This window comes from Mesorhizobium sp. ZC-5 (assembly GCF_025753855.1).
GTDB lineage: Bacteria > Pseudomonadota > Alphaproteobacteria > Rhizobiales > Rhizobiaceae > Neomesorhizobium.
Genome location: NZ_JAOWPT010000001.1, coordinates 563,989 through 586,007, shown reverse-complemented (window position 1 = coordinate 586,007; position 22,019 = coordinate 563,989). Strand labels below are relative to the sequence as shown.

Genomic DNA, 22,019 nt, shown 5'->3' with positions numbered 1-22,019 from the left:
TGGTACCGTCGGCGCCTTCCTGAATGTCGCTGGAGCGGCTGGATTCTTGGTGCCGCCGCCGCTATGAAGCGCTGCTCCGGTTTTGATGGCTTGGTCCCTATACGGGCCCTCGAGCCGCATGTCTTAAGCCTCGCGTGACCAGCGCGCCTTTCTTGCTCTCAAGGAGAACGGACACATGACAGTCAGAATTGCCATCAACGGATTTGGCCGTATCGGCCGTAACATCGTGCGTGCGATCTATGAATCGGGCCGCAAGGACATCGACGTCGTTGCCGTCAATGATCTGGGTCCGGTCGAAACCAACGCGCATCTGCTGCGTTTCGACAGCGTGCACGGCAGGTTCCCGCACGAAGTGACCGTCGACGGCGACTCCATCAGCATCGGCAAGGAGAAGTTCAAGGTCACCGCGATCAAGGATCCCGCACAGCTGCCATGGAAAGAACTCGGCGTCGACATCGCGCTGGAGTGCACCGGCATATTCACCTCGAAGGACAAGGCCTCGGCGCATCTTACCGCCGGCGCCAAGCGCGTCCTCGTGTCGGCTCCGGCCGACGGCGCCGACCTCACGGTCGTCTACGGCATCAACCACGACAAGATCACCAAGGATCACGTCGTCGTCTCCAATGCCTCCTGCACGACCAACTGCCTGGCACCGCTCGCCGCGGTGATGCACGAAACGGTCGGCATCGAAAAAGGCATGATGACGACCATCCACTCCTACACCGGCGACCAGCCGACGCTGGACACGATGCACAAGGATCTCTACCGCGCCCGCGCCGCGGCGCTGTCGCAGATCCCGACCTCGACGGGCGCGGCCAAGGCAATCGGCCTCGTGCTACCGGAACTGAAGGGCAAGCTCGACGGCATCTCCATCCGCGTGCCGACGCCGAACGTCTCGCTGGTCGATTTCAAGTTCATCGCCAAGCGGGCGACCACGGCGCAGGAGATCAACGACGCGGTGATTGCCGCGTCGAAGGGCAAGCTGAAGGGCGTGATGTCGTTCACGACGCACCCGAATGTCTCGATCGACTTCAATCACGATCCGCATTCCTCGACCGTCGCGCTCGACCAGACCAAGGTCATGGAAGGTAATTTCGTCTCGGTGCTGTCGTGGTACGACAACGAGTGGGGCTTTTCGAACCGCATGGCCGACACCACGGCGGCTTTCGGCAAGACCATCGCCTGACGGCGGGCAAACAATCGGATTGAAACGCCCGGCTTCGGCCGGGCGTTTTCATTTCAGGCCATATTAAGAAAAAATCGAGTACCGGAAGCTTCAATCGGATCAATCGCTTGCCTATGGCCTTTTCTTCGCCGCACTCTGCGGCGACGCAGGAAAGCTGCTTCGGGGGACAGGCCGGTATGGATCAGACGATATATCTCGTGACGCTTGTGGCGACGGCACTTGTGCTGGCCGCGGCGTTCTCGAGCCTTATCGCCTTTCGCTTCGGCGCGCCGCTGCTGCTACTCTTCCTCGGCATAGGCCTGGTGACCGGAGCCGACGGGCTCGGCATCCAGTTCGACAACGCCCGGCTTGCCTATTTCGCCGGCTCACTGGCGCTTGCCACTATCCTTTTCGATTCCGGCTTCGGCACGCCGCTCAACGCGCTTCGGCAAGCGGCGCTGCCGGCGATCTCGCTGGCAACCATGGGGGTGGCGCTGACCACGCTGGTCTTCGGCGTGGCCGCCTTCTACCTGACGCCTTTGACATGGCTGGAATCCTTCCTGCTCGGTGCCGCGGTCGCCTCCACGGACGCGGCGGCGGTGTTTTTCCTGCTGCGCGCCGGCAATCTGTCGCTGCGTGACCGGGTGCGCTCGACGCTCGAAATCGAATCCGGCACCAACGACCCGATCGCCATCTTCCTGACCATCACCCTTGTCGAGGTGATCGCGCTCGGCGCCGACCCCGAAGCGCAGGTGCTGCTGCTCGACATCGTCATAGGCTTCATCGAGCATATGGGACTTGGGGCCATCGCCGGCGTGCTTGGCGGCATGGCCATCGTGCGGCTGGTCGACCGGCTCAATCTCGACAGCGGGCTCTTGCCGATCTTCGTGCTGACGCTGTCGCTGCTGGTCTTCGCAGGCGCCGGGGCGATCGGCGGCTCGGGTTTCCTGGCCGTCTATCTCGCCGGTCTCGTCGCCGGCAATTCGCAAATCCGTGCCACCAACACCTTGAAGCGCTTCCAGGATGGCATGTCCTGGCTGGCGCAGATCATCATGTTCCTGGTGCTCGGCCTGTTCGCGACCCCGTCGCAGTTTCCGGCGATCCTGGTGCCGGCGGTCCTGCTCGGCCTGTTCCTGATCTTCATCGCGCGGCCGCTGGCGGTGTCGCTGTGCCTGATGCCATTCCGCTTTCCGCGCGCCGAGACGGCCTTCATCTCCTGGGTCGGCCTGCGTGGCGCCGTGTCGATCCTGCTGGCGCTGACGCCGCTGATCGGCGGGCTGGAGAATGGCAGGCTGATCTTCAACATCGCCTTTATCGTCGTGCTGGTTTCGCTGGTGGTACAGGGCTGGACAGTCGGTCCGCTGGCGCGGCGGCTGGGGCTGATCGTGCCGGCCCGGCTTGGCCCACTCAACAAGGTCGAGCTCGAACTGCCGGGCTCGGCGCATCACGAACTGCTCGCCTACACGGTGGTGGCCGGAAGCCCGGTGGCACGTGGACAACGCATCCCGCGCTGGGCACGCCCGTCGCTGGTGGTGCGCGACGGGCGCTCGATGCGGTTCCAGGAAATGGGGCGGCTGGTGGCTGGCGACCACGTCTATATCTTCGTGCCCGACCGATATCCGCGCCTGCTCGACCGGCTGTTTGCCAGCCGCATGGAGGTCGATCCGGAGGACGAGGACTTCTTCGGGGCCTTCGCCGTCGAACCGGGTCGCCTCGCCTCGGACCTGGAGATGGCATATGGCCTCGGTCTCAGCGAGGCGGAGCAGAAGATGACGATCGGTGCGCTGCTCAACGAGCGTTTCGGCGGCCATGCCGAATATGCCGATCGCGTCATGATCGGTCCGATCGAACTTATCGTGCGTGACGTCGACGAAAAGGGGAAGATTACATCGATCGGCCTGTCGACCGAACCTCTTGCGATGCGTCCGAGCGTGCCGATGTTCCTGAGTTTCGGTGAGATCGGTGACCGGCTGGCGGCAGCCTGGACGCGGCTCAGGGCACATCGCGGCGGCGAAGCCAAACCCGCGGCGGCTGAAAAGGCACCGGAAGACACGCCGGTCAACGGCTGAACGGCGCCGGTTTGACTTAAAGCAAGCGACCGAACGTCGCCTTGCATCCGTGACGCCGCGCGATAAGGTCCGGCGGTTTTAAAAGGAGGATTTGCCGTGGCCGGTTTCAAGACGCTCGACACGATTGGTGACATCAAGGGCAAGCGGGTTCTTGTCCGCGTCGACCTCAACGTGCCGATGGCCGATGGCAAGGTGACCGACGACACCCGCATCGAACGCATCGTGCCGACGATCATCGAACTTGCCGACAAGGGCGCCAAGGTCATCCTGCTGGCGCATTTCGGCCGACCCAAGGACGGGCCGGACCCGGTGCTGTCGCTGAAGCCGATCGCCGAGGCGGCCGCCAAGGTGATTGGCCGCAAGGTCGCCTTTGCCACCGACTGCATAGGGGAGAACGCGGCCATGGCTGTGGCGGCCCTGAAAGACGGCGACATACTGCTTCTGGAAAACACCCGGTTCCACAAGGGCGAGGAAAAAAACGACAAGGCGTTCACCGAGGCGCTGGCGAAGAATGGCGATATTTTCGTCAACGACGCTTTCTCAGCCGCGCATCGCGCCCATGCGTCGACGGAAGGCCTCGCCCATAATCTGCCGGCCTTCGCCGGGCGCACAATGCAGGCCGAGCTCGAGGCGCTCGAGAAGGGGCTTGGCAACCCGGTCAAGCCGGTCGTCGCGATCGTCGGCGGCGCCAAGGTCTCGACCAAGATCGACCTCCTGATGAACCTGGTAAAGAAGGTGGACGCGCTGGTGATCGGCGGCGGCATGGCCAATACGTTCCTGGTTGCCCGCGGCAGCAAGATCGGCAAATCGCTGGCCGAGCGCGACCTTGCCGACACCGCCAAGCAGATCATGATCGAGGCCGCCACCGCCGGCTGCGCCATCATCCTGCCGGTCGACGGCGTTGTGGCTTGGGAATTCAAGGCAGGCGCGAAGAACGAGACGGTCGGGATCGACGCGGTGCCGGAGGACGGCATGATCCTCGACGTCGGTCCGAAGACCGTCGAGGCGATCAACCAGTGGATCGACCGCGCCGCGACGCTTGTCTGGAACGGCCCGCTCGGCGCTTTCGAGATCGAACCTTTCGACCGGGCGACGATGGCGGCCGCCAAACACGCGGCGACGCGCACAAAGGCCGGCAAGCTCGTCTCGGTGGCGGGCGGCGGCGACACGGTCGCCGCGCTCAACCAGGCACAGGTCGCCGAGGATTTCACCTATGTATCGACGGCCGGCGGCGCATTCCTGGAATGGATGGAAGGCAAGCCGCTGCCCGGCGTGGAAGTGCTGAAGGCCTAGAGCATTTTGCAGCCAGTGGACCACCTGGCTGCGCACAAATGCGGCCAAACAACAGACCGGGCGGAACGTCCTCCGAATGCATTCCGCCCCAGAAAATCTGTTCATCCTGCTTCTTGTCGGGGCGGATGAAACACTTTCACATCGCAAGTGATATCTTTCAATCGATTCAGGTTTTTGCTGGCATTCCATCGCGAAAACTCTTCTGGTATTCGCCCGGGCAGACAGTCAGGAGAACGAGATGAACCAGGAAATGGCCGCGCAGGCCGCAAACAAGGACGGCTTCATTGCAGCGCTCGATCAGTCCGGCGGCTCCACGCCGAAGGCGCTCAAGCTTTACGGCATAGACGAAGGCGCCTGGTCGAATGATGCGGAAATGTTCGACCTCGTTCACAAGATGCGCGCGCGGATCATCAAATCGCCTGCCTTCACCGGCGACAAGGTGATGGGTGCGATCCTGTTCGAGCAGACCATGGACCGCGACATCGACGGCACGCCGACAGCGCAATATCTCTGGGAGAAGCGCCATGTGGTGCCGTTCCTGAAGGTCGACAAGGGGCTGGCGGAAGCCAAGGACGGCGTCAAGCTGATGAAGCCGATGCCGGAGCTCGACGCGTTGCTCAAGCGCGCCGTCGCGAAGGGGATATTCGGCACCAAGATGCGTTCGGTGATCGACGCTGCGGATCCGAAAGGTATTGCCGCAGTCGTCGACCAGCAGTTCGAGGTCGGCAAGCAGATCCTGGCGCACGGCCTCATGCCGATCATCGAACCGGAGGTCACGATTTCGATCCCGGACAAGGCGGAAGCAGAGGACATTCTTCTTGCGGAAATCCGTAAGCATCTCGACGATGTGCCGGCCGGCAAGCAGGTCATGCTGAAGCTGACGCTGCCGACGAAAGCCAACCTCTACAAGCCGCTGATCGACGATCCGCGCGTCATGCGCGTGGTCGCGCTGTCCGGCGGATATTCCCGCGACGACGCGAATGCAAAGCTGAGGCAGAATGCCGGCATGATCGCCAGCTTCTCGCGTGCCTTGACCGAGGGTCTGTCGGCGGGCCAGAGCGACGAGCAGTTCAACGGTTCGCTGGCTTCAGCGATCGACAGCATTTTCGAAGCGTCCCGTGCCAGCTGACAGCCAGAGGGCGTGGAGCGGCAAGGCGGAGAACATCGCCGCCGGACAGGGAGCCTAGAACGAAACTGAAAAAGCCCCGCTCCGACGGGGCTTTTTCTTTTGTAGCACTGGCCTTATGAAGCGCCAATGTCGCGTCTTCTGCCTCTTCTCACCTGGCTGGCCTTTCCGATCTACGTCTGGCAGGGATTGGGCGTGCGTCGGCGCACCAGCCGCATGCTGCCGGCGCAAGGTCCGGTGCTGCATCGCCTCGACGGCCGGGAGCCGGCCATTTCGCTGCTGGTTCTCGGCGATTCCTCGGCGGCTTCGGTCGGCATCGGTCGCTCCGAGGACGGGCTTGCCGCGCAGCTCGCCGGGTTGATCCGCGAGCGTACCGGCCGTGCCGTCACCTGGCGGGCGGCAGGTTTCAATTCCGCGACCTCGGGCCAGATACGCGACTATGTCCTGCCCAATCTCTCGGCCGATGCGTGGACGCACATCGTGCTTGCCATCGGCACCAACGACACCAAGAATTTCCACTCGGTGCCGCGCTTCAAGAAAGATTTCGGCGGCCTGCTCTATGCACTGAGGGCCAAGTGGCCGGAAGCCCGCGTCGTCTGGTCCCCGGTCCTGGAATTCACTCGCGCACCGGCAATGCCGCCCTTGCTCGGCAAAATCCTCGAGATCCGCGCCGGCGCCGTAAACCGGATGGGCGAAAGGCTATGCCTCGAGCGTGGCGCGGTGCCCGCGCCGCGGCTACCGATCACCGATCCCGCCGTGGGGTTCTCGACCGACGGTTTCCACGCCTCGGAAGCCGGCTACCGTGCCTGGGCCGAACATCTGCTCGGTTTTGTCGTGACAGATGCTCCGCACGACTGACGGTCGGTCCGGTCACGGCCGGATCAAACTCGCCAGCATCATCACGGCAATCGCCACCACCGCGATCTTCCAGAAATCGGCGCGCTTCCGCAGCCCCGGCAGGTTCAGCGGCCTGATCAGGTGAACGATCATCGCGGCAAGCAGCAGCAGCGCCAAAATCTTGCCCATCGCCTATCCGCTCCTGTCTCGAACCTTCGTGCTAATAGACAGGCGCGGCCGGGAATGGCAATTCATGGCTTGGAATAAGGGAGGAAATCATGGGTTCGCGCTATCGGGAGGTCTACGAGAGCTGGAAGCAGGACCCGGAACGGTTCTGGGCCGAGGCTGCCGGTGCGATCGACTGGTTCAAGCCATGGGACAAGGTTTTCGACGCCGACGCCGGGATTTACGGCCGCTGGTTTGCGGGGGCGGAGTGCAACACCTGCTACAATGCCGTCGACCGGCATGTGAATGGCGGACGGGCAGACCAGCTGGCGCTCATCCACGACAGCGCCATTACCGGCACGACAGCGAAATTCACCTATGCCGAGCTGAAGCGGGAGGTGGTGGCGCTGGCCTCGGTTCTGAAGAACCACGGCGTGCGCAAAGGCGACCGCGTCATCATCTACATGCCGATGGTGGCTGAAGCCGCCTTCGCCATGCTCGCCTGTGCCCGGCTGGGCGCCATCCACTCGGTGGTGTTCGGCGGCTTCGCAGCGCGCGAGCTTGCCACCCGCATCGACGACGCACAGCCGAAGCTGATCATCACCGCCTCCTGCGGGCTGGAGCCCGGCCGCGTCATCGCCTACAAGCCGCTGCTCGACGGCGCCATCGAGATCGCCCGCCACAAGCCCGAGCGTTGCGTCATCCTGCAGCGTCCGCAGCAGACTTGCGAACTGACGCAAGGCCGCGACATCGACTACGCCGACGCGGTCGCGCGTGAACGGGCGGCCGGCGCCAATGTCGACTGCGTGCCGGTCCTCGCTACCGACCCGCTCTACGTGCTCTACACATCGGGAACCACAGGCCAGCCGAAAGGCGTGGTGCGCGACAATGGCGGCCACATGGTCGCGCTCGAATGGTCGATGTGGAACGAGTTCGGCGTCGAGCCCGGCGAAGTGTTCTGGGCGGCTTCCGATGTCGGCTGGGTGGTCGGCCATTCCTACATCGTCTACGCGCCACTGCTGCACGGGTGCACCACCGTGTTGTTCGAGGGCAAGCCGGTCGGCACGCCCGACGCCGGCACTTTCTGGCGGGTGATCGCCGAGCATGGCGTGGTCGCGCTGTTCACCGCGCCGACCGCGTTTCGCGCCATCAAGGGCCAGGATCCGGACGGCGCATTCGTGCCGAAATACGATTTGTCGAAGTTCCGTACGCTATTCCTTGCCGGGGAACGCGCCGATCCCGAAACCATCAAATGGGCGGAGCAGAAGCTGAACATCCCGGTGATCGATCACTGGTGGCAGACGGAAACCGGTTCGCCGATGTCGCAAAACCCGGTCGGTCTCGGGCAGCTGCCGGTCAAATACGGGTCGCCGGGCGTGCCGATGCCGGGCTACGACATCCAGGTGCTTGACGACGCCGGCCATCCGGTCGGCAGGGGCACGCTCGGCAACGTGGTTGTGAAGCTGCCGCTGCCGCCTGGTTGCCTGCCGACGCTGTGGAACGCGGACGAACGGTTCCGGCAAGCCTACCTCGCCGAGTTCCCCGGCTACTACAAGACCGCCGATGCCGGCTATATCGACGATGACGGTTATCTCTTCATCATGGCGCGCACCGACGACATCATCAACGTCGCCGGCCATCGCCTGTCGACCGGCGGCATGGAAGAGGTGGTGGCCGAACATCCGAACGTCGCCGAATGCGCCGTGGTCGGCATCGCCGACGCCATGAAGGGCCAGGTGCCGTGTGCCTTCGTGGTGCTGAATTCCGGCGTGAACCGGGAAAGTGCCGCCGTCGAGCAGGAGATCGTAAAATTGGTGCGTGACCGCATCGGCGCGGTGGCGTCGCTGAAGACCGTCGTCACCATCAAGCGGCTGCCGAAGACGCGTTCGGGCAAGATCCTGCGCGCCACCATGCAGAAGATCGCCGACAAGGAGGCGTGGACGATGCCGGCGACCATCGACGACCCGGCGATTCTCGATGAGATCACCGCGGCGCTGAACGGCCGCGGGATCGGAGTGTAGGCGAACCGGCTGGGCCTGTCGAAAGCCGGTTTTCCCAAGCAGGAATCAGCGAGAACAAAAGTTCCGGCAGCCGGAACAAAATTAGAACATGAATCCTGAAGGCTACTGACAGACTGCTGTCAGTAGGGGTGTGCGATAGTGGTCTCGTCAAACAAAGGAGCCACTGTCATGGACATTTTCACCCCCACACTCTTCAAGGCAGTCGGACGCTATGCAGCATCGTTGCGGACCATGCAGGAACGGGTCCGCACGGAGCGGCTGCTCAATGACCTGCCCGCCAGCATCCGCAAGGACATCGGTTGGCCGGACAGCTTTCCCGAGCGCCGCGCACGCCGCGCCGGCTAGAAACCGTTGATTGCCTGCCCGCGATCGCGATATATCGCGGGCAGGCGGGCAAATGCAGGAAACCCTCTATATGGCCGCAGCAAAAACCATCGGTTTCGTTTTCGTCCAGGGTTATGCCGACTGGGAGTACGGGCTCCTGGCGGCGTCTGCGGTGGAGTGGTTCGGCGCCAAGGCGTTTTCGCTCACGCCGGACGGCAAGCCCGTCATCGGCATAAGCGGTTTCACGCTGACCCCGGACCGAAGCACCGACGCGGCGGCCAATGCCGATCTCAATGCAATTGCGGTGATCGGATCGGACAGTTGGGCCGTGGAGACTCCGCCGGACGTTTCGGCGCTGCTCAAGTCGGTGGCGGAGAGAGGCGGCGTGGTTGGCGGCATCTGCGCCGGCACGCTGGCGCTCGCCCGTTCCGGCCTGCTGCAAGGCCAGAAGCACACCAGCAACGGCCGCGACTGGATTCTCGGCCATCTCCCGAACTATGCGGGGGCCGACCTTTACCAGGATGTTCCCCATGCGGTGGCGGACGACAGGATCGTCACCGCACCCGGCTCGGCTCCCGGCACCTTCGCGGTGACTTTCCTGGAGGCACTGTTCCCGGACCAGAAGCAGCAACTGGCAGAAATGCGCGCGTTAATTTCAAGAGAATATGCCGGCTCATCATGACACACTGCTCCTGACAGAAGGGTGTCAGGAGCAGTGTGTCATGATGGCCTAATTCGATGTCAGGAGATTCCATGGCCGTCTTCATTCCAGCAACAGCCTCCGCCTGGTTCGAAATACCCGTCACCGACATGGGTCGCGCCCAGGCGTTCTACGGCGCGGTGCTGAAGAACGAGCTTGCGCTCAACGAAGACGGACCCAACCCGATCGCGATATTCGCGTCGCAGGAGCGGGGAGCCGCCGGGCATGTCTATCCTGGCAAGCCTGCCGCCGCGGGTACCGGACCGACCATCCATCTGAGGGTTTCCGCGCCTCTGGAGGAGGCCATGGAACGGGTGACGAAGCATGGCGGCCAGGTCGTCTCGCCGGTCATCACTGTTCCCGTCGGCAGTTTCGTTTATTGTCTGGACCCGGACGGCAACAGCTTTGGCCTTTTCGTCTGATTGGAGGCGGTGAGCGGCGATGAAGAGCTGGACCGAGAAATTGAATGCCCCGGCGCGAGCCGAGGTCAAGGCTGCGCCGGTTTCCATCGCGGGCATGCGTGCCGGCGAGATCATGCTGGTTCCCACGCCGAAGCTGGTCGACGACTACATCCGTGCGATACCGGAAGGCGCGCAAACCGACGTGAAAAGCATGCGCAAGGCCCTGGCGAGGGAGCACGGCACGGAAGTCACGTGCCCGATCTATACCGGTTATCACCTGAGGACGGTTGCGGAAGCCGCGCACGAAATGCTGAGCCGTGGCGCGCCGCTTTCCGAGATCACGCCGTTCTGGCGGGTGCTCGATGCGAAGACGCCGACGACGAAGCGGCTTTCTTTCGGCGCGGAATTCGTGGCCGAGCAACGGGCTCGCGAAGGGCTGGAAAACTGAACAATGAGACGCGCCGACAGATTGTTCCAGATCGTCCAGCATCTGCGGGGTGGCCGTCTGGTCACCGCACAGAAGCTTGGCGCATGGCTCGAGGTTTCCGAGCGCACCATCTATCGCGACATCGCGGATCTGCAGTCGACCGGCGTGCCGATCGATGGAGAGGCGGGTGTCGGCTACATGATGAGGGAGGGGTTCGATCTTCCGCCGTTGATGTTTACACGCGATGAAATCGTAGCGCTGGTTGCCGGCGCCCGAATGGTGCGCGCCTTCGGCGGCGCGGCGATGGCGCGGGCCGCCGAGGAGGCCCTGGTCAAGATCGGAGCGGTGTTGCCGGATTCCGAGAAGGACCGGATTGCCCGCACCGAAATCCATGCGCCGATGTATGTGGTCAGCAATGCCGACCGCGAAGCGATCGACCTGATCGAGCGCGCCATAGAAAAACGTTGTGTGCTGACGCTGGACTACCGTGACGAGGCCGGGCGCAGTTCGATGCGCGACGCACGCCCGCTCGGCCTGTGGTTCTGGGGCAAGGTGTGGACGCTGATCGCCTGGTGCGAACTGCGCGACGATTTCCGTGCCTTCCGGATCGATCGCATCGCTTCGGTCGTGGCGCCCGGGCACACCTTCAAGCCGGAGCGCGGCAAGCAGCTCGCCGATTTCTACCGGCGCGCCGAGATGAACGAAAACATGGGATCAACGACCGCGAGAGCATTCCCAACCGCCTCGTGAGCGGCATTCGACGATCAAAGCAGCGCCAGGATGAACGCAACCATCGCTGCCAGCGCCGTCACGGTGCGCACGGTGTTCCACATCACCCATTCCGAGAGATAGCGGGTCCACAGCGTAGCACCCTCGGCGCTTGCCGGATCGACGGCGGCCAGTGCGTTGTTGAGCGGCACGTTGAAAACCATCGTCACGACCACGTTGCCGGCAAGATAGAGGACGGCGCCAGCGAGCAGCAGCAGCGCGCCGTCCATGTTCCAGTTGAACAGTGCGTAGACTCCAAGCACCAGGCAAAGCAGGCCGCTGCCGAACAGCGCGGTCATGAACAGCGGGTTGATGACGGTGACGTTGATCGCGTTCATCGCGGCGATGCCGCCGGGAGCCGGTACGCGCGCCAGGCCGGCCATCACGAAATTGGAGAAGGCGAAGAAGACGCCGCCGACGGTGCCGGTGCCGAGCGCCGTCAGGATGGTCAGCATGGAAAAGAGACGTTCGCTCATGTCAGTTGCTCCAGATGCCGGTGGCGGCGGTTTCGCGTGCATAGTCGGAAAAGCCCTTCGGGGCGCGGCCAAGGGCACGCTGGACCCCGTCGGTAAGGCTCTCGTTGCGTCCGTCGAGAACGACGGTGAAAAGCTCCTTCAGGAGCCAGACGATATCGGCGGGCAGTTTCTGCTCGATCATCATCTTTTCGAACGTGTCGTAGGAGACCTCGGTGTAGGCGATGTCGCGGCCGGTCGCGGCGGCAATCTCGCCGACTGCCTGCGCGAAGGTCAACAGCCGCGGCCCGGTCAGCTCGTAGAGCTGGCCACCATGGCCTTCCTCGGTCAATGCCGCCACCGCCGCGTCGGCGACGTCGTCGGCGTCGATGAAAGGCTCGCCGATATCGCCCACCGGCAGGATCACCTCGCCGGCCAGCACGGAGTCGACGAGATAGTTTTCGCTGAAATTCTGCGAAAACCAGCTGCAGCGCAGGATTGTCCAGTCGGCTTGCGATGCAATCAGCGCTTCTTCGGCGCGTTGCGCCTCCGGTTCACCGCGGCCCGACAGCAGCACCAGCCGGCGCACGCCCTTAGCGAGCGCCAGCTTGACCAGGGTGTCGACCGCCTCGGCGGCACCCGGTACGACGAGGTCCGGATAATAGGTGATGTAGGCAGCCCCGACGCCATCGAGTGCCTTCGCCCAGGTCGCCTCGTTTTCCCAGTCGAACGACGGGGACGCGGAACGCGAACCAATGCGCACGGGGATGCCTTTCGCCACAAGTCGCTCAGCAACGCGCCGGCCGGTCTTGCCGGTGCCGCCGACAACCAGGACAGGCATCGAATGTTCAATGGGCTTCCGCATAATCTTTCCTTTCGTCACAATATGAGTAATCCTCACATTTGCAAATGTGATAAATCCTCATATTATGGCTGTCAAGCAGGAATCGATGGACTTGGGAACGAACCATGGACGAGGCAGACATTACCGAAGCCGGCGCAAATCAGCCCGACCTTGCCGGACTCCGTCGCGCACCGAGCCAGAAACGCAGCCGCGAACGCGTTGAGCGCATGCTGACGGCGGCTTCCGATGTGATCGCCGAACAGGGCAGCGACGCCATGCGCATGGGCGAAGTGGCGGAACGGGCCGGCGTGTCGATCGGCTCGCTCTACCAGTACTTTCCGGACAAGGGTTCGATCATCCGCACGCTTGCGGACCGCTACAACACGCTGGGGCGCGACTGCATCGAGGCGGAGCTGGCCGATGTTTCGGACGCGGATGGTTTCCGCGCCGCGTTCGGCGGGCTGATCGACACCTACTACGAGCTGTTCCTCGCCGAGCCGGTGATGCGCGATATCTGGTCGGGCACGCAGGCCGACAAGCAGCTGCGCGACATCGATCTCGTCTACGGCAGGGTAAACGGCGAAATCCTGGCGCGCGCGCTGAAGCGGGTGCGGCCGGATGTCGACCCGGTCGAAATCGACCGCACCGCGTTCCTGGTCATGTCGCTGGGGGAGGCGGCAATGCGGCTCGCCATCTCGGTCGGGCGCGAAGAGGGCGACGGCCTGGTAGAGGCCTACAAGCAGATGGTGCTCGGCAAACTTCTGTCGATGTGAGATCTGGCCGGCCTGCCAAGTTGTACCGGTCGGCCAGCTTGCGTCCTATGTCGAAGGTGCGGACGCGGCTTCGTCGATCAGTGCGGTCACCTCGTTTGGCATCGAGGCCAGCGAAGCGTGGCTCGCCTTCAGCGTGACGATCTTCTTAGCGCCGAGGCGGCCTGACATCCATTCCTGGTTTGCTGGAGCGATCATCCGATCCTCAGTGGATATCTGGTACCAGGAGGGTTTCTTTTTCCACGCCGGTTTGGTGATCGTGTTCTCGAAGGTACTGGCAACCGGCGCCTTTTGGGCGACGGCCATCACCAAAGCCTCATCGGCGGTCAAATCCTGACAGAAGCTCTCGTGAAACTTGTCTCGCCTGATCCAAAGAAATCCGTCGCTGTCAGGAGCCAGGTTTGGCACCGCCACCGGTGGATTCTTGGCAGTGATACTGCCTGGGCTTTCGCCGGCGTCCGGAGCGAACGCGGCGATATAAACCAGCCCTACCACATTGGGCTGGTCGCCGGCTTCGGTGATCACCGCGCCGCCATAGGAATGCCCCACCACAAGAACCGGTCCTTGGTGCTGCGCGATCATCTTGCGGGTTCGCTCGGCATCGTCGGCAAGCGAGGTCAACGGATTCTCGACGGCCGAGATCGATTGGTAGCCTTTCTTCGAGAGCGCAACGATCACTTTGCCCCAATGCGCCGCTCCGCCCCAAAAGCCATGCACGAGAACAATTGCAGGTTTGTTCGGCATCGAAGAACTCCTCCATTGTCGCTGCCGGCATGACAGCCAAGGCAAACAGCTTGCGCCTCGCTTGAAAGAGGCGCAACGCAAAAGGCTCCGCTACGGCGGAGCCTCTTATTCTGAATCCGTCTTGTTGCGGAACTTCGAAAATTCCAGCGCAAATTAACAAAAAAGCCCGCCGATCGGCGGGCTTTTCGCAAAATACAGGCTTATTCCTCGTCGGGTTCCGGATCCTTCGACTTCAGCGAGGACAGCTTGGCGAATACCGCATTGGCGTCGAGTTCCTTGTCCTCGTCGTGCGGCTTCTCTGCCTCGGGGACCAGCCGCTCGGTGAGCGAGGCCGGCAGCAAGGTGTCGCCGACAGGAGCGGCGGGCTCGCGGCCGCGCGAGGCGCGCTGCACTTCGAGGTCGAGGTCGATCTGCGAGCATAGGCCGAGCGTCACCGGGTCCATCGGAACAAGGTTGGCGGCGTTCCAGTGCTTGCGGTCGCGGATCTGCTCGATCGTCGACTTGGTGGTGCCGACGAGGCGCGAAATCTGCGCATCCTTCAGCTCGGGATGGTTGCGCACCAGCCAGAGGATGGCGTTCGGGCGATCCTGGCGCTTCGACAGCGGCGTGTAGCGCGGGCCTTTCCGCTTGGATTCCGGCACCCGCACCTTGGGATCGGAAAGCTTCAGGCGGTGGTTGGAATCCTTCTCGGCGCGGGCGATTTCCTCGCGCGTCAACTGGCCGGTGATGACCGGGTCCATGCCCTTGATACCCTGCGCCGACTCGCCGTCGGCGATCGCCTTCACCTCGAGCGGGTGCAGCGTGCAGAACTGCGCGATCTGCTCGAAGGTCAGCGCGGTATTGTCGACCAGCCAGACAGCGGTCGCCTTGGGCATCAGCAGCGTATTGGCCATTAGATAATATCCTCTCGTTCGCCCGCGTCCCTTGCGCGGGCGGTGGATGGAACCACCGAAAATTGGGAAATCGAGGCGTATATAGCCTTGTTCGCCACACGGGGCAAGAATCTTTGCCCCGGGAAGTTCCGGATGTCACGAAACTGTCGCGTATCCGTCATCGGCCTGAAATCTCGACACCGCAAAGCAGAGCCGCCCCAATATCAGGAGAGGTTCTTGCCATGCTGAATTCACGCCTTTTCGCGCTGACCGCGGTATTGACCGCGTCCGTCGCGCTCCCGGCCCATGCCGACATGATGTTCAACCGTGTTGCCAGCTTCGCCGTCGCCGACAATCTGCCCGCCGATGCCGACAAGTCGAAGCCGACGTCGTCGGAAATCATCACCGCGACGGAAGACGGCATGACGCTGGTCTATTCCGACAGCCCGCTGGGTGCGGTCGGCTTCATCGACATCACAGATCCGAAGGCGCCGAAGGCCAGCGGCATCGTCAAGATCGACGGCGAGCCGACCTCGGTCGCGGTCATTGGCGGCAAGGTCCTGGCCGGCGTCAACACATCCGAAAGTAAGGCCAATCCTTCCGGCAACCTGACCGTCATCGATCTCGCCTCGAAGGCGATCGAGGCCTCCTGCGATCTCGGCGGCCAGCCGGATTCGGTGGCGCTCAGCAAGGACGGCAAATTCCTTGCGGTGGCCATCGAAAACGAACGTGACGAAGAGTTGAACGACGGCAAGATCCCGCAACTGCCTTCCGGCAATCTGAAGATCGTGTCGCTCGCCGCAGGCGTTCCCGATTGCGCCACCATTAAGACGGTCGAACTCACCGGCCTTTCCGACGTGGCTCCCGACGACGCCGAGACCGAGTTCGTGTCCTTCAACGATGCCGGCGAGATCGCGGTGACGCTGCAGGAAAACAATCACATCGCCATCGTCGATGCGGCGACTGCCAAGGTGACCGCGCATTTCTCGGCCGGTTCGGTGACGCTCGAAAACATCGACACCAAGAAGAACGACGCCTTCTCGTTCGGCGGCAAGCAGGAAAACGTGCTGCGCGAACCCGACACCATCAAGTGGCTCGACAACGACCGTTTCGCGGTTGCCAATGAAGGCGACTACGAAGGCGGTTCACGCGGCTTCACCATCTTCAACAAGAAGGGCGAAGTGCTTTACGAATCCGGTGCGTCGTTCGAATATGAAGTCGCCAATGCCGGCCACTATCCGGAAGCCCGCAACAAGAAGGGCAACGAGCCGGAAGGCCTCGAGGTCGGCGCATATGGCGACGACAAGCTTCTGTTCGTCGCTTCCGAGCGTGGCTCGGTGGTCGGCGTCTACAAGGACACCGGCGCTGCCCCGGAATTCATCCAGCTGCTGCCGTCGGGCATCGGCCCGGAAGGCCTCGTGGCCATCCCGTCGCGCAACCTCCTGGTCACCGCCAACGAAACCGACCTGGTCGAGGACGGTCTCGCCCGCTCGCACGTCATGATCTTCGAACGCGCCGAAGGCCCGGCGAGCTACCCGATGATCAACGCGGCCCTGACCGATAACGGCACACCGCTCGGCTGGGGCGCGCTTTCGGCGCTCACGGCAGGCGACGCAGCCGGCAAGCTCTTCGCCGCGTCGGACTCGGTCTATGCCAACGCGCCGGCGATCTTCGCAATCGATGCGACGCAGACCCCGGCGCTGATCATCGGCAAGACCATTGTCACCCGCGACGGCAACCCGGCACAGAAGCTCGACATCGAAGGCGTCGCCGGCGACGGCGAAGGCGGCTTCTGGCTAGCCAACGAGGGCGATCCGGCGAAACTGGTTCCGCATGCCATCCTGCACGTCAACGACAAGGGCGAGATCAAGCAGGAGATCGGCTTCCCGGTCGAACTGCTCGCCGGCCAGACCCGCTTCGGCCTCGAAGGCATCACGGCCGTCGGCGAAGGCGACGACCTGACGCTGGTCATGGCCGTGCAGCGGGAATGGGGCGATGACCCCAAGGGTCAGGTCAAGCTGCTCGCCTACAAGCCGAAGGCCAAGGAATGGTCGGCGGTGCGCTATCCGCTCGAAGCGCCGTCGGAAGGCGGCTGGATGGGGCTTTCCGAAATCACCGCCCACAACGGCAAGCTTTTCATCATCGAGCGCGACAATCTGCTCGGCGACCTTGCCAAGGTGAAGCACGTCTATTCGGTGCCGCTCGACGGCTTCAAGCCGGCCGAGCTCGGCGGCGACCTGCCACTGGTCGAAAAGACGCTGGTGCGCGACCTGCTGCCGGATCTGAAATCGGCGACCAATGGCTATGTCCTCGACAAGGTCGAGGGCTTCACCATCGACCAGGACGGCAATGCCTTCGTCGTCACCGACAATGACGGTGTCGACGATTCGTCGGGCGAGACGCTGTTCCTGAAGCTCGGCAACATCGAAGCGGTGAACTGAGGTATTTCTCTTCAAGCACGGGATTGCCTTCTCCTCCCGGTAGGGAGAAGGCAATCCCGGCAGGCGATTTTGCTCCACGCCAAGACGTTTCACGGCGATTTTGGGCATGCGCCGCTTCATCGGGGCTTTTGCTTTTCTGCACCGTTGGTTAGCTTCACGGATGTCACGGCTGACACAGTTGCCATGCCGTGACGTTCCAACCCCGCTGAGATGTCCACGAAACGAGCTTCTCCTCCCCTCAAGGGGGAGGTGGAGGGGGCTTGCTTGCGTCACGAGAAAATTACATGCGATGATCGTCGCGGGGCGGTTTCACAGCCGATGCGTGAAGACCGCAGTCCGGATGCCATGCCATGCCAATTGCGATCGTGAAGTTTTTCCTGGCGCTAATCTGCATCGCTGCCGTTGCATCGACGGCCTTCGCCGCCGAGCCGTCGCGGCTGGCGATCGCCGGTTTCGATTTCAGGGATACGTCCGGTGAGGTCCGGGACCAGGTTGCCTTGCATGAAGCACGGCTGAAGGCATTCGGCGCTACGCTTCACGATGCCCTTGCGGGCAATCCGAAGATTAGGCTTGTGCCCCTGGCTTGCGGCGCCGACCCATGCACGCCGCGGAAATCCGGTCTCGACAGCCTGTCGGCAAAGGCGAAGACGGACGGCACGAGATATCTCCTGGTCGGAGAGGTGCACAAGATGAGCACGCTGGTCGGCTGGGTGAAATTCGCCGTGCTGGACCTGGACGAGAACAAACCCGTCTGCGACCGCACCCTGACCTACAGGGGCGACACCGATGAGGCGTGGCGGCGGGCGGCGGATTTTGCCGCGCACGACATTGAAAAGAACTGCATTCCGTAGTGCTGCGGCCTTCCGATGGCCGGCATCCGGGCAAACAAAAACCCGCCAGACCATGGGTCCGGCGGGTCTGGAACCAGCGGCGGGATACGAAATCCCGGCTTACGCGGCTCTGCTTAGATGGCCGAGCGGGCGACCCGTTCGATGTCGGAACGGGAAATGCCGAGATCGCTCAGCTGGCGGCTGTTGAGGCGGTTCAGTTCACGCACCGTCTCGTTGTAACGGCGCCAGTTCTTCAAAGTGCGGACCAGGTTCATCTGTCCCTCCATTCGTGTTCGATGGCGCCGATATGGTGGTGCCGAGGCAAAACGTGAATGGATGCTTTTGCATAGGCGGAATGCGTTTTGTGCATTGCACAATAATTGACGTATTCGCGCTACGGCATCGTCCAGACAGCAAGCGAACCAACGGCGCGAAAGCCGAGGGCAAGCAGCCCGGCCAATTCCTCGCCGTTGTCGTAGCCCGCGATCGCACCGCCATCCATGCGCCGCAGTTGCAGGACCGCCTCGGCACGGAATGCGGACCGGCCTGCCTGCGGGGCGAAGAAATTTGAAAAGCCGGTTACGCCGGCGGGACCGCGATTGGCGATGCAGCCGGCGACGATACGTCCGTCCCGCCGGGCGGCGAGCAGGGAAACGGTTGCGTCTTCCAGAAGCTGCGGCAGGAAAATACGGCCATGGGGCGGATTGCCGGCCGACCATGCGGCCTCGAAGGCCTGAAGTTCCCCGTCGGTGCCTATCCTCTTCCAGATAGCCCCGGTTCCCCCGGCCGCTGGCGGGGGATCGCTCTCAAGCCAAACCCATTCAGCCCTAAAGAGCCGGCGCAGCCCGAACTCCGAAAGATCGAGCTGATCGAACGAGTCCTTGACCGAAAAGCCGTTTGGCCGCGCCGCGGAGAGCCGCTCGATCTGCGCGGCTATACCGTCGCCCGAAGCGGAAAGCGTGACGGCGTTGGGATAATAGGCCGGGCCATCGCGCGGCTGCAGCCATACATCCGCGGAGAATTGTCCGGGCACGCCATGCGAACGGCAGACGCTATCGCACAGTTCGGCATTGTTGCGGGCGCAGAGCGCGCGGGCGTCTTGCGCCGCCATCGTCAGGCCACGTCGAGCACGATCTTGCCGATGTGGCTGCCTTCCTCCATGCGCTCATGCGCGCGCCATGCCTCGCGAAGCGGGTAGATCATGTCCATGACCGGCGCGATACGGCGGCTGGCAAGCAGCGGCCAGACCTGTGCCTCCAGCGCCGCGGCGATGCCAGCCTTGAACTCAGCTGTGCGCGGCCGCAGCGTCGAGCCGGTGTGGGTCAGCCGCTTGACCATCAGCCGGGAGAAATCGGCGCTGGCGATGGGGCCGGCCTGCGTGGCGATCTGCACGATGCGGCCATCGACGGCGGCGGCGTGGTAGTTGCGGGCCACATAGTCACCGCCGACCATGTCGAGGATGACGTCGGCGCCGCGACCTTCGGTTGCTTCCTTGACGACCGCGACGAAATCCTCGCGCTGGTAGTTGACTGCGCGGTCGGCGCCGAGCTTGAGGCAGGCGGCGCATTTATCTGCCGAGCCCGCGGTGGTGATCACATAGGCGCCGAAGGCCGAGGCGAGCTGGATCGCGGTGGTGCCGATGCCGGACGAACCGCCGTGGACGAGCAGCGTCTCGCCCTTCTTGAGCGCGCCGCGCTCGAACACGTTGTGCCAGACGGTGAAGAAGGTTTCGGGGAGCGCCGCGGCCTCGGTGAAAGTGAAGCCGGGCGGCACCGGCAGGGCGTTGCTCTCGTGGACGAGGCAATATTCCGCATAGCCGCCGCCCGGCGTCAGCGCGCAGACGCGGTCGCCGAGGCGCCAGCGCGTGGCACCCTCGCCGCTCGCCGCGACTTCACCGGCGACTTCGAGGCCCGGCAGGTCGGAGGCGCCGGGCGGCGCCGGATAGGCGCCCTTGCGCTGCAAAATGTCTGGCCGGTTGACGCCGGCGGCGCGGACGCGAATCAGGATCTCGCCCGGGCCAGGGACCGGGACGTCGCGTTTCTCGGGTTTCAGGACGAGCGGGCCACCCGGTTCGGAGATGGCGATAGCGACCATTTTCGCCGGGATTTTCGACTGATCTGACATTTTGGGTTCCCTTCTCCGGACAACGTTCGCCCCCGGCATTTGCGTCAACCGTACCCTCGTATGTATTCTTCCGGCAAATCATGCAAACGGGAGCGTTCCGATGGCCATCTTCGACGACGAACCGACAAAACCGAAGCGGGTGCATGAGATCGGCCAGGACCTGTCCTTGCTGTCGGTCGGCGAGCTCGACGAGCGGATCGTGCAGCTGCGCGCCGAGATCGAACGGCTCGAAGCGGAACTCAGGTCGAAAGGCAGCACCAAGGCGGCGGCGGAAGCACTGTTTCGCCGGAGCTGATTTTTCGACGATACCATTCCGGCGCGGCCGAAGCGTCCACGGTGGTTCTTCCCCTCAACCCAGTCCTTGCAGGTAGCAGCATGTTCGCAACCTACAGACCGATCCTTTCGCTGCTGCGCGGCACGGCATTCCTGCTGGCGGCGTCCGGCCTGCACGGCCTGCTTCTGCCGCTGCGCGGACAGGAGGAGGGGTTCTCGACTGCGTCGCTCGGCCTGCTCGGTACCGCCTGGGCGGGCGGCTTCGTCGCCGGCTGCTTCTTTGCGCCGCGGCTGGTGCGCAAGGTCGGCCATGTGCGCGCCTTCGGCGCGTTTGCCGCCACCGGCGCCATCATAGCGCTGCTGACCGGGCTGATGATCAACGCGCCGGTCTGGATCCTGCTGCGTGCCGGCACCGGCTTCACCATGGCGGGCGCCTTCATGGTGATCGAGAGCTGGCTGAACGAGCGGGCAACCAACGAAAACCGCGGCACGGTGTTCGGCCTCTACATGATGGTGACCTATGCCTCGATTATGGCCGGCCAGATGATCGTGGCGGTCGGCGATGTGACCCAGGCGTCGCTGTTCATGGTGGCCGGCATCTTCTTCTGCTGTTCGCTGATCCCGACGGCGATTTCGGCTGCGGCGACGCCGAAGCCGCTGCAGGACGTGTCGCTCGACCTCAAGGGCCTCTACACCAATTCCCCGGTGTCGTCGGTCGGCTGCCTGCTGATCGGCGTCGCCAACGGCGCCTGGGGAACGCTGGGCGCCGTCTACGGCGCGCGCATCGGCATCTCGACGGCGGAGATCGCGCTGATGATGAGCCTGGTGGTGGTGGCGGGTGCGGCCATGCAGATGCCCGTCGGCCGCCTCTCCGACAAGACCGACCGCCGCTATGTGCTGGCCGGCGCCTCGCTCGGCTCGGCGCTGTTCGCGCTGCTGATCTTTCTGGCGACGCCGCGCACGGCGGTCTTCGTCATCGCCATGACGGCGGCCTACGGAGCGCTCGCCTATACGCTCTATTCGCTGGCGGTGGCGCATGCCAACGACCACGCCAAGCCGGAGGATTTCGTCAAGGTCTCAGGCGGATTGCTGCTGCTCTATGGTTTCGGCACCATGATCGGGCCGGTGCTCGGCGCCGTGCTGATGGGGAGCCTGCGGCCGGAAAGCCTGTTTCTCGCCACCGCCTGCGCGCATGCGGGACTTGCCGCCTACACAGTGGTGCGCGTCAGCAAGCGGGCGCCGGTGCCGGTCGAGGACCGCGACGCCTTCAAGTCGCTGCCGGCCGAGCGCGCGGTGACGCCGGAAGCACTCAGGCTCGACCCGCGCGGCGAGGAACTCGACCCGAGCGGCGAGGAACAAGGCGGTTGAGATTC

At 63.5% G+C, this 22,019-nt stretch carries 24 protein-coding genes; 16 read left to right on the top strand and 8 right to left on the bottom strand.

From position 1 onward, the window contains the following. Positions 1 to 175: 175 nt before the first annotated feature. The 5 genes from gap (at position 176) to OHD58_RS02820 (ending at position 6,511) form a co-directional block, all read left to right on the top strand. The gene (gap, locus tag OHD58_RS02840) at positions 176 to 1,186 is read left to right on the top strand and encodes a type I glyceraldehyde-3-phosphate dehydrogenase (RefSeq protein WP_263801518.1); all 1,011 of its coding nucleotides are present in this window, start codon (positions 176 to 178) and stop codon (positions 1,184 to 1,186) included. A 176-nt stretch (positions 1,187 to 1,362) separates the two neighbouring features. Next, complete coding sequence (locus OHD58_RS02835; RefSeq protein WP_263801517.1) at positions 1,363 to 3,234, top strand: potassium/proton antiporter; 1,872 nt, start codon at positions 1,363 to 1,365, stop codon at positions 3,232 to 3,234. 96 nt (positions 3,235 to 3,330) lie between these two features. After that, positions 3,331 to 4,527, top strand: a complete 1,197-nt coding sequence (locus tag OHD58_RS02830) for a phosphoglycerate kinase (RefSeq protein WP_263801516.1) — start codon at positions 3,331 to 3,333, stop codon at positions 4,525 to 4,527. 238 nt (positions 4,528 to 4,765) lie between these two features. Further along, positions 4,766 to 5,656 carry a fructose bisphosphate aldolase gene (locus tag OHD58_RS02825; protein ID WP_263801515.1) on the top strand — a complete coding sequence of 297 codons (891 nt, stop codon included), beginning with the start codon at positions 4,766 to 4,768 and terminating at the stop codon, positions 5,654 to 5,656. 126 nt (positions 5,657 to 5,782) lie between these two features. Next, positions 5,783 to 6,511 carry an SGNH/GDSL hydrolase family protein gene (locus tag OHD58_RS02820; RefSeq protein WP_263801514.1) on the top strand — a complete coding sequence of 243 codons (729 nt, stop codon included), beginning with the start codon at positions 5,783 to 5,785 and terminating at the stop codon, positions 6,509 to 6,511. Between the two features lie 12 nt (positions 6,512 to 6,523). On the opposite strand, the gene OHD58_RS02815 is transcribed toward OHD58_RS02820, so the two are convergent. Continuing rightward, positions 6,524 to 6,679, bottom strand: a complete 156-nt coding sequence (locus OHD58_RS02815) for a hypothetical protein (RefSeq protein ID WP_263801513.1) — start codon at positions 6,677 to 6,679, stop codon at positions 6,524 to 6,526. A gap of 89 nt (positions 6,680 to 6,768) precedes the next feature. Here OHD58_RS02815 and OHD58_RS02810 point away from each other — a divergent pair, with 89 nt between their 5' ends. The 6 genes from OHD58_RS02810 to OHD58_RS02785 all read left to right on the top strand — a co-directional run bounded on the left by OHD58_RS02810 (position 6,769) and on the right by OHD58_RS02785 (position 11,278). Further along, positions 6,769 to 8,676, top strand: coding sequence for a propionyl-CoA synthetase (locus OHD58_RS02810; protein ID WP_263801512.1), 1,908 nt, complete (start codon positions 6,769 to 6,771; stop codon positions 8,674 to 8,676). A gap of 168 nt (positions 8,677 to 8,844) precedes the next feature. Further along, positions 8,845 to 9,021, top strand: coding sequence for a hypothetical protein (locus OHD58_RS02805; protein WP_263801511.1), 177 nt, complete (start codon positions 8,845 to 8,847; stop codon positions 9,019 to 9,021). Positions 9,022 to 9,091: 70 nt separating this feature from the next. Further along, a complete protein-coding gene (locus OHD58_RS02800) occupies positions 9,092 to 9,682 on the top strand; it encodes a DJ-1/PfpI family protein (protein ID WP_263801510.1) in 591 nt (196 codons plus the stop codon). 71 nt (positions 9,683 to 9,753) lie between these two features. Further along, positions 9,754 to 10,122 carry a VOC family protein gene (locus tag OHD58_RS02795; RefSeq protein WP_263801509.1) on the top strand — a complete coding sequence of 123 codons (369 nt, stop codon included), beginning with the start codon at positions 9,754 to 9,756 and terminating at the stop codon, positions 10,120 to 10,122. A gap of 19 nt (positions 10,123 to 10,141) precedes the next feature. Beyond that, positions 10,142 to 10,549: a hypothetical protein gene (locus OHD58_RS02790; protein WP_263801508.1), complete on the top strand. Its 408-nt coding sequence runs from the start codon at positions 10,142 to 10,144 to the stop codon at positions 10,547 to 10,549. Between the two features lie 3 nt (positions 10,550 to 10,552). Then, a complete protein-coding gene (locus OHD58_RS02785; RefSeq protein ID WP_263801507.1) occupies positions 10,553 to 11,278 on the top strand; it encodes a helix-turn-helix transcriptional regulator in 726 nt (241 codons plus the stop codon). A 14-nt stretch (positions 11,279 to 11,292) separates the two neighbouring features. Here OHD58_RS02785 and OHD58_RS02780 read toward each other — a convergent pair whose 3' ends face one another. Continuing rightward, positions 11,293 to 11,772, bottom strand: coding sequence for a DUF1772 domain-containing protein (locus OHD58_RS02780; protein ID WP_263801506.1), 480 nt, complete (start codon positions 11,770 to 11,772; stop codon positions 11,293 to 11,295). 1 nt (position 11,773) lies between these two features. Next, on the bottom strand, positions 11,774 to 12,613 hold the full coding sequence (locus OHD58_RS02775) for an NAD(P)H-binding protein (protein ID WP_263801505.1): 840 nt from the start codon (positions 12,611 to 12,613) through the stop codon (positions 11,774 to 11,776). Positions 12,614 to 12,717: 104 nt separating this feature from the next. Here OHD58_RS02775 and OHD58_RS02770 point away from each other — a divergent pair, with 104 nt between their 5' ends. Further along, complete coding sequence (locus OHD58_RS02770; RefSeq protein ID WP_263801504.1) at positions 12,718 to 13,365, top strand: TetR/AcrR family transcriptional regulator; 648 nt, start codon at positions 12,718 to 12,720, stop codon at positions 13,363 to 13,365. A gap of 45 nt (positions 13,366 to 13,410) precedes the next feature. Here OHD58_RS02770 and OHD58_RS02765 read toward each other — a convergent pair whose 3' ends face one another. Then, positions 13,411 to 14,106 (bottom strand): alpha/beta hydrolase, encoded by a 696-nt coding sequence (locus OHD58_RS02765; RefSeq protein ID WP_263801503.1) that lies wholly within the window; start codon positions 14,104 to 14,106, stop codon positions 13,411 to 13,413. Positions 14,107 to 14,306: 200 nt separating this feature from the next. After that, positions 14,307 to 14,999: a DUF1013 domain-containing protein gene (locus tag OHD58_RS02760; protein WP_263801502.1), complete on the bottom strand. Its 693-nt coding sequence runs from the start codon at positions 14,997 to 14,999 to the stop codon at positions 14,307 to 14,309. 221 nt (positions 15,000 to 15,220) lie between these two features. Between OHD58_RS02760 and OHD58_RS02755 the strand changes: the two genes are divergently transcribed. Both OHD58_RS02755 and OHD58_RS02750 read left to right on the top strand, forming a co-directional pair. Then, positions 15,221 to 17,419: an esterase-like activity of phytase family protein gene (locus OHD58_RS02755; protein ID WP_263801501.1), complete on the top strand. Its 2,199-nt coding sequence runs from the start codon at positions 15,221 to 15,223 to the stop codon at positions 17,417 to 17,419. Positions 17,420 to 17,769: 350 nt separating this feature from the next. Further along, positions 17,770 to 18,270, top strand: a complete 501-nt coding sequence (locus OHD58_RS02750; RefSeq protein ID WP_263801500.1) for a DUF3280 domain-containing protein — start codon at positions 17,770 to 17,772, stop codon at positions 18,268 to 18,270. 113 nt (positions 18,271 to 18,383) lie between these two features. Here OHD58_RS02750 and OHD58_RS02745 read toward each other — a convergent pair whose 3' ends face one another. From OHD58_RS02745 to OHD58_RS02735, 3 genes are all read right to left on the bottom strand, one after another. After that, the gene (locus OHD58_RS02745; RefSeq protein ID WP_263801499.1) at positions 18,384 to 18,524 is read right to left on the bottom strand and encodes a DUF1127 domain-containing protein; all 141 of its coding nucleotides are present in this window, start codon (positions 18,522 to 18,524) and stop codon (positions 18,384 to 18,386) included. Positions 18,525 to 18,643: 119 nt separating this feature from the next. Continuing rightward, positions 18,644 to 19,360 (bottom strand): hypothetical protein, encoded by a 717-nt coding sequence (locus OHD58_RS02740; RefSeq protein ID WP_263801498.1) that lies wholly within the window; start codon positions 19,358 to 19,360, stop codon positions 18,644 to 18,646. Between the two features lie 2 nt (positions 19,361 to 19,362). Then, complete coding sequence (locus OHD58_RS02735; protein ID WP_263801497.1) at positions 19,363 to 20,373, bottom strand: NAD(P)H-quinone oxidoreductase; 1,011 nt, start codon at positions 20,371 to 20,373, stop codon at positions 19,363 to 19,365. Positions 20,374 to 20,473: 100 nt separating this feature from the next. Between OHD58_RS02735 and OHD58_RS02730 the strand changes: the two genes are divergently transcribed. Further along, a complete protein-coding gene (locus tag OHD58_RS02730; protein WP_263801496.1) occupies positions 20,474 to 20,668 on the top strand; it encodes a DUF1192 domain-containing protein in 195 nt (64 codons plus the stop codon). Positions 20,669 to 20,748: 80 nt separating this feature from the next. Further along, positions 20,749 to 22,014 (top strand): MFS transporter, encoded by a 1,266-nt coding sequence (locus OHD58_RS02725; RefSeq protein WP_263801495.1) that lies wholly within the window; start codon positions 20,749 to 20,751, stop codon positions 22,012 to 22,014. Positions 22,015 to 22,019: the final 5 nt, after the last annotated feature.

Bases quoted from the DNA above. Each gene is read 5' to 3' on its own strand.
- OHD58_RS02725 (WP_263801495.1), top strand. From the start codon at position 20,749: ATGTTCGCAACCTACAGACCGATCCTTTCGCTGCTGCGCGGCACGGCA.
- OHD58_RS02735 (WP_263801497.1), bottom strand. From the start codon at position 20,373: ATGTCAGATCAGTCGAAAATCCCGGCGAAAATGGTCGCTATCGCCATC.
- OHD58_RS02780 (WP_263801506.1), bottom strand. From the start codon at position 11,772: ATGAGCGAACGTCTCTTTTCCATGCTGACCATCCTGACGGCGCTCGGC.
- OHD58_RS02745 (WP_263801499.1), bottom strand. From the start codon at position 18,524: ATGAACCTGGTCCGCACTTTGAAGAACTGGCGCCGTTACAACGAGACG.
- OHD58_RS02755 (WP_263801501.1), top strand. From the start codon at position 15,221: ATGCTGAATTCACGCCTTTTCGCGCTGACCGCGGTATTGACCGCGTCC.
- OHD58_RS02820 (WP_263801514.1), top strand. From the start codon at position 5,783: ATGTCGCGTCTTCTGCCTCTTCTCACCTGGCTGGCCTTTCCGATCTAC.
- OHD58_RS02740 (WP_263801498.1), bottom strand. From the start codon at position 19,360: ATGGCGGCGCAAGACGCCCGCGCGCTCTGCGCCCGCAACAATGCCGAA.
- OHD58_RS02760 (WP_263801502.1), bottom strand. From the start codon at position 14,999: ATGGCCAATACGCTGCTGATGCCCAAGGCGACCGCTGTCTGGCTGGTC.
- OHD58_RS02770 (WP_263801504.1), top strand. From the start codon at position 12,718: ATGGACGAGGCAGACATTACCGAAGCCGGCGCAAATCAGCCCGACCTT.
- OHD58_RS02810 (WP_263801512.1), top strand. From the start codon at position 6,769: ATGGGTTCGCGCTATCGGGAGGTCTACGAGAGCTGGAAGCAGGACCCG.
- gap (WP_263801518.1), top strand. From the start codon at position 176: ATGACAGTCAGAATTGCCATCAACGGATTTGGCCGTATCGGCCGTAAC.
- OHD58_RS02815 (WP_263801513.1), bottom strand. From the start codon at position 6,679: ATGGGCAAGATTTTGGCGCTGCTGCTGCTTGCCGCGATGATCGTTCAC.
- OHD58_RS02790 (WP_263801508.1), top strand. From the start codon at position 10,142: ATGAAGAGCTGGACCGAGAAATTGAATGCCCCGGCGCGAGCCGAGGTC.
- OHD58_RS02835 (WP_263801517.1), top strand. From the start codon at position 1,363: ATGGATCAGACGATATATCTCGTGACGCTTGTGGCGACGGCACTTGTG.
- OHD58_RS02785 (WP_263801507.1), top strand. From the start codon at position 10,553: ATGAGACGCGCCGACAGATTGTTCCAGATCGTCCAGCATCTGCGGGGT.
- OHD58_RS02750 (WP_263801500.1), top strand. From the start codon at position 17,770: ATGCCAATTGCGATCGTGAAGTTTTTCCTGGCGCTAATCTGCATCGCT.
- OHD58_RS02800 (WP_263801510.1), top strand. From the start codon at position 9,092: ATGGCCGCAGCAAAAACCATCGGTTTCGTTTTCGTCCAGGGTTATGCC.
- OHD58_RS02795 (WP_263801509.1), top strand. From the start codon at position 9,754: ATGGCCGTCTTCATTCCAGCAACAGCCTCCGCCTGGTTCGAAATACCC.
- OHD58_RS02775 (WP_263801505.1), bottom strand. From the start codon at position 12,613: ATGCGGAAGCCCATTGAACATTCGATGCCTGTCCTGGTTGTCGGCGGC.
- OHD58_RS02805 (WP_263801511.1), top strand. From the start codon at position 8,845: ATGGACATTTTCACCCCCACACTCTTCAAGGCAGTCGGACGCTATGCA.
- OHD58_RS02825 (WP_263801515.1), top strand. From the start codon at position 4,766: ATGAACCAGGAAATGGCCGCGCAGGCCGCAAACAAGGACGGCTTCATT.
- OHD58_RS02730 (WP_263801496.1), top strand. From the start codon at position 20,474: ATGGCCATCTTCGACGACGAACCGACAAAACCGAAGCGGGTGCATGAG.
- OHD58_RS02765 (WP_263801503.1), bottom strand. From the start codon at position 14,106: ATGCCGAACAAACCTGCAATTGTTCTCGTGCATGGCTTTTGGGGCGGA.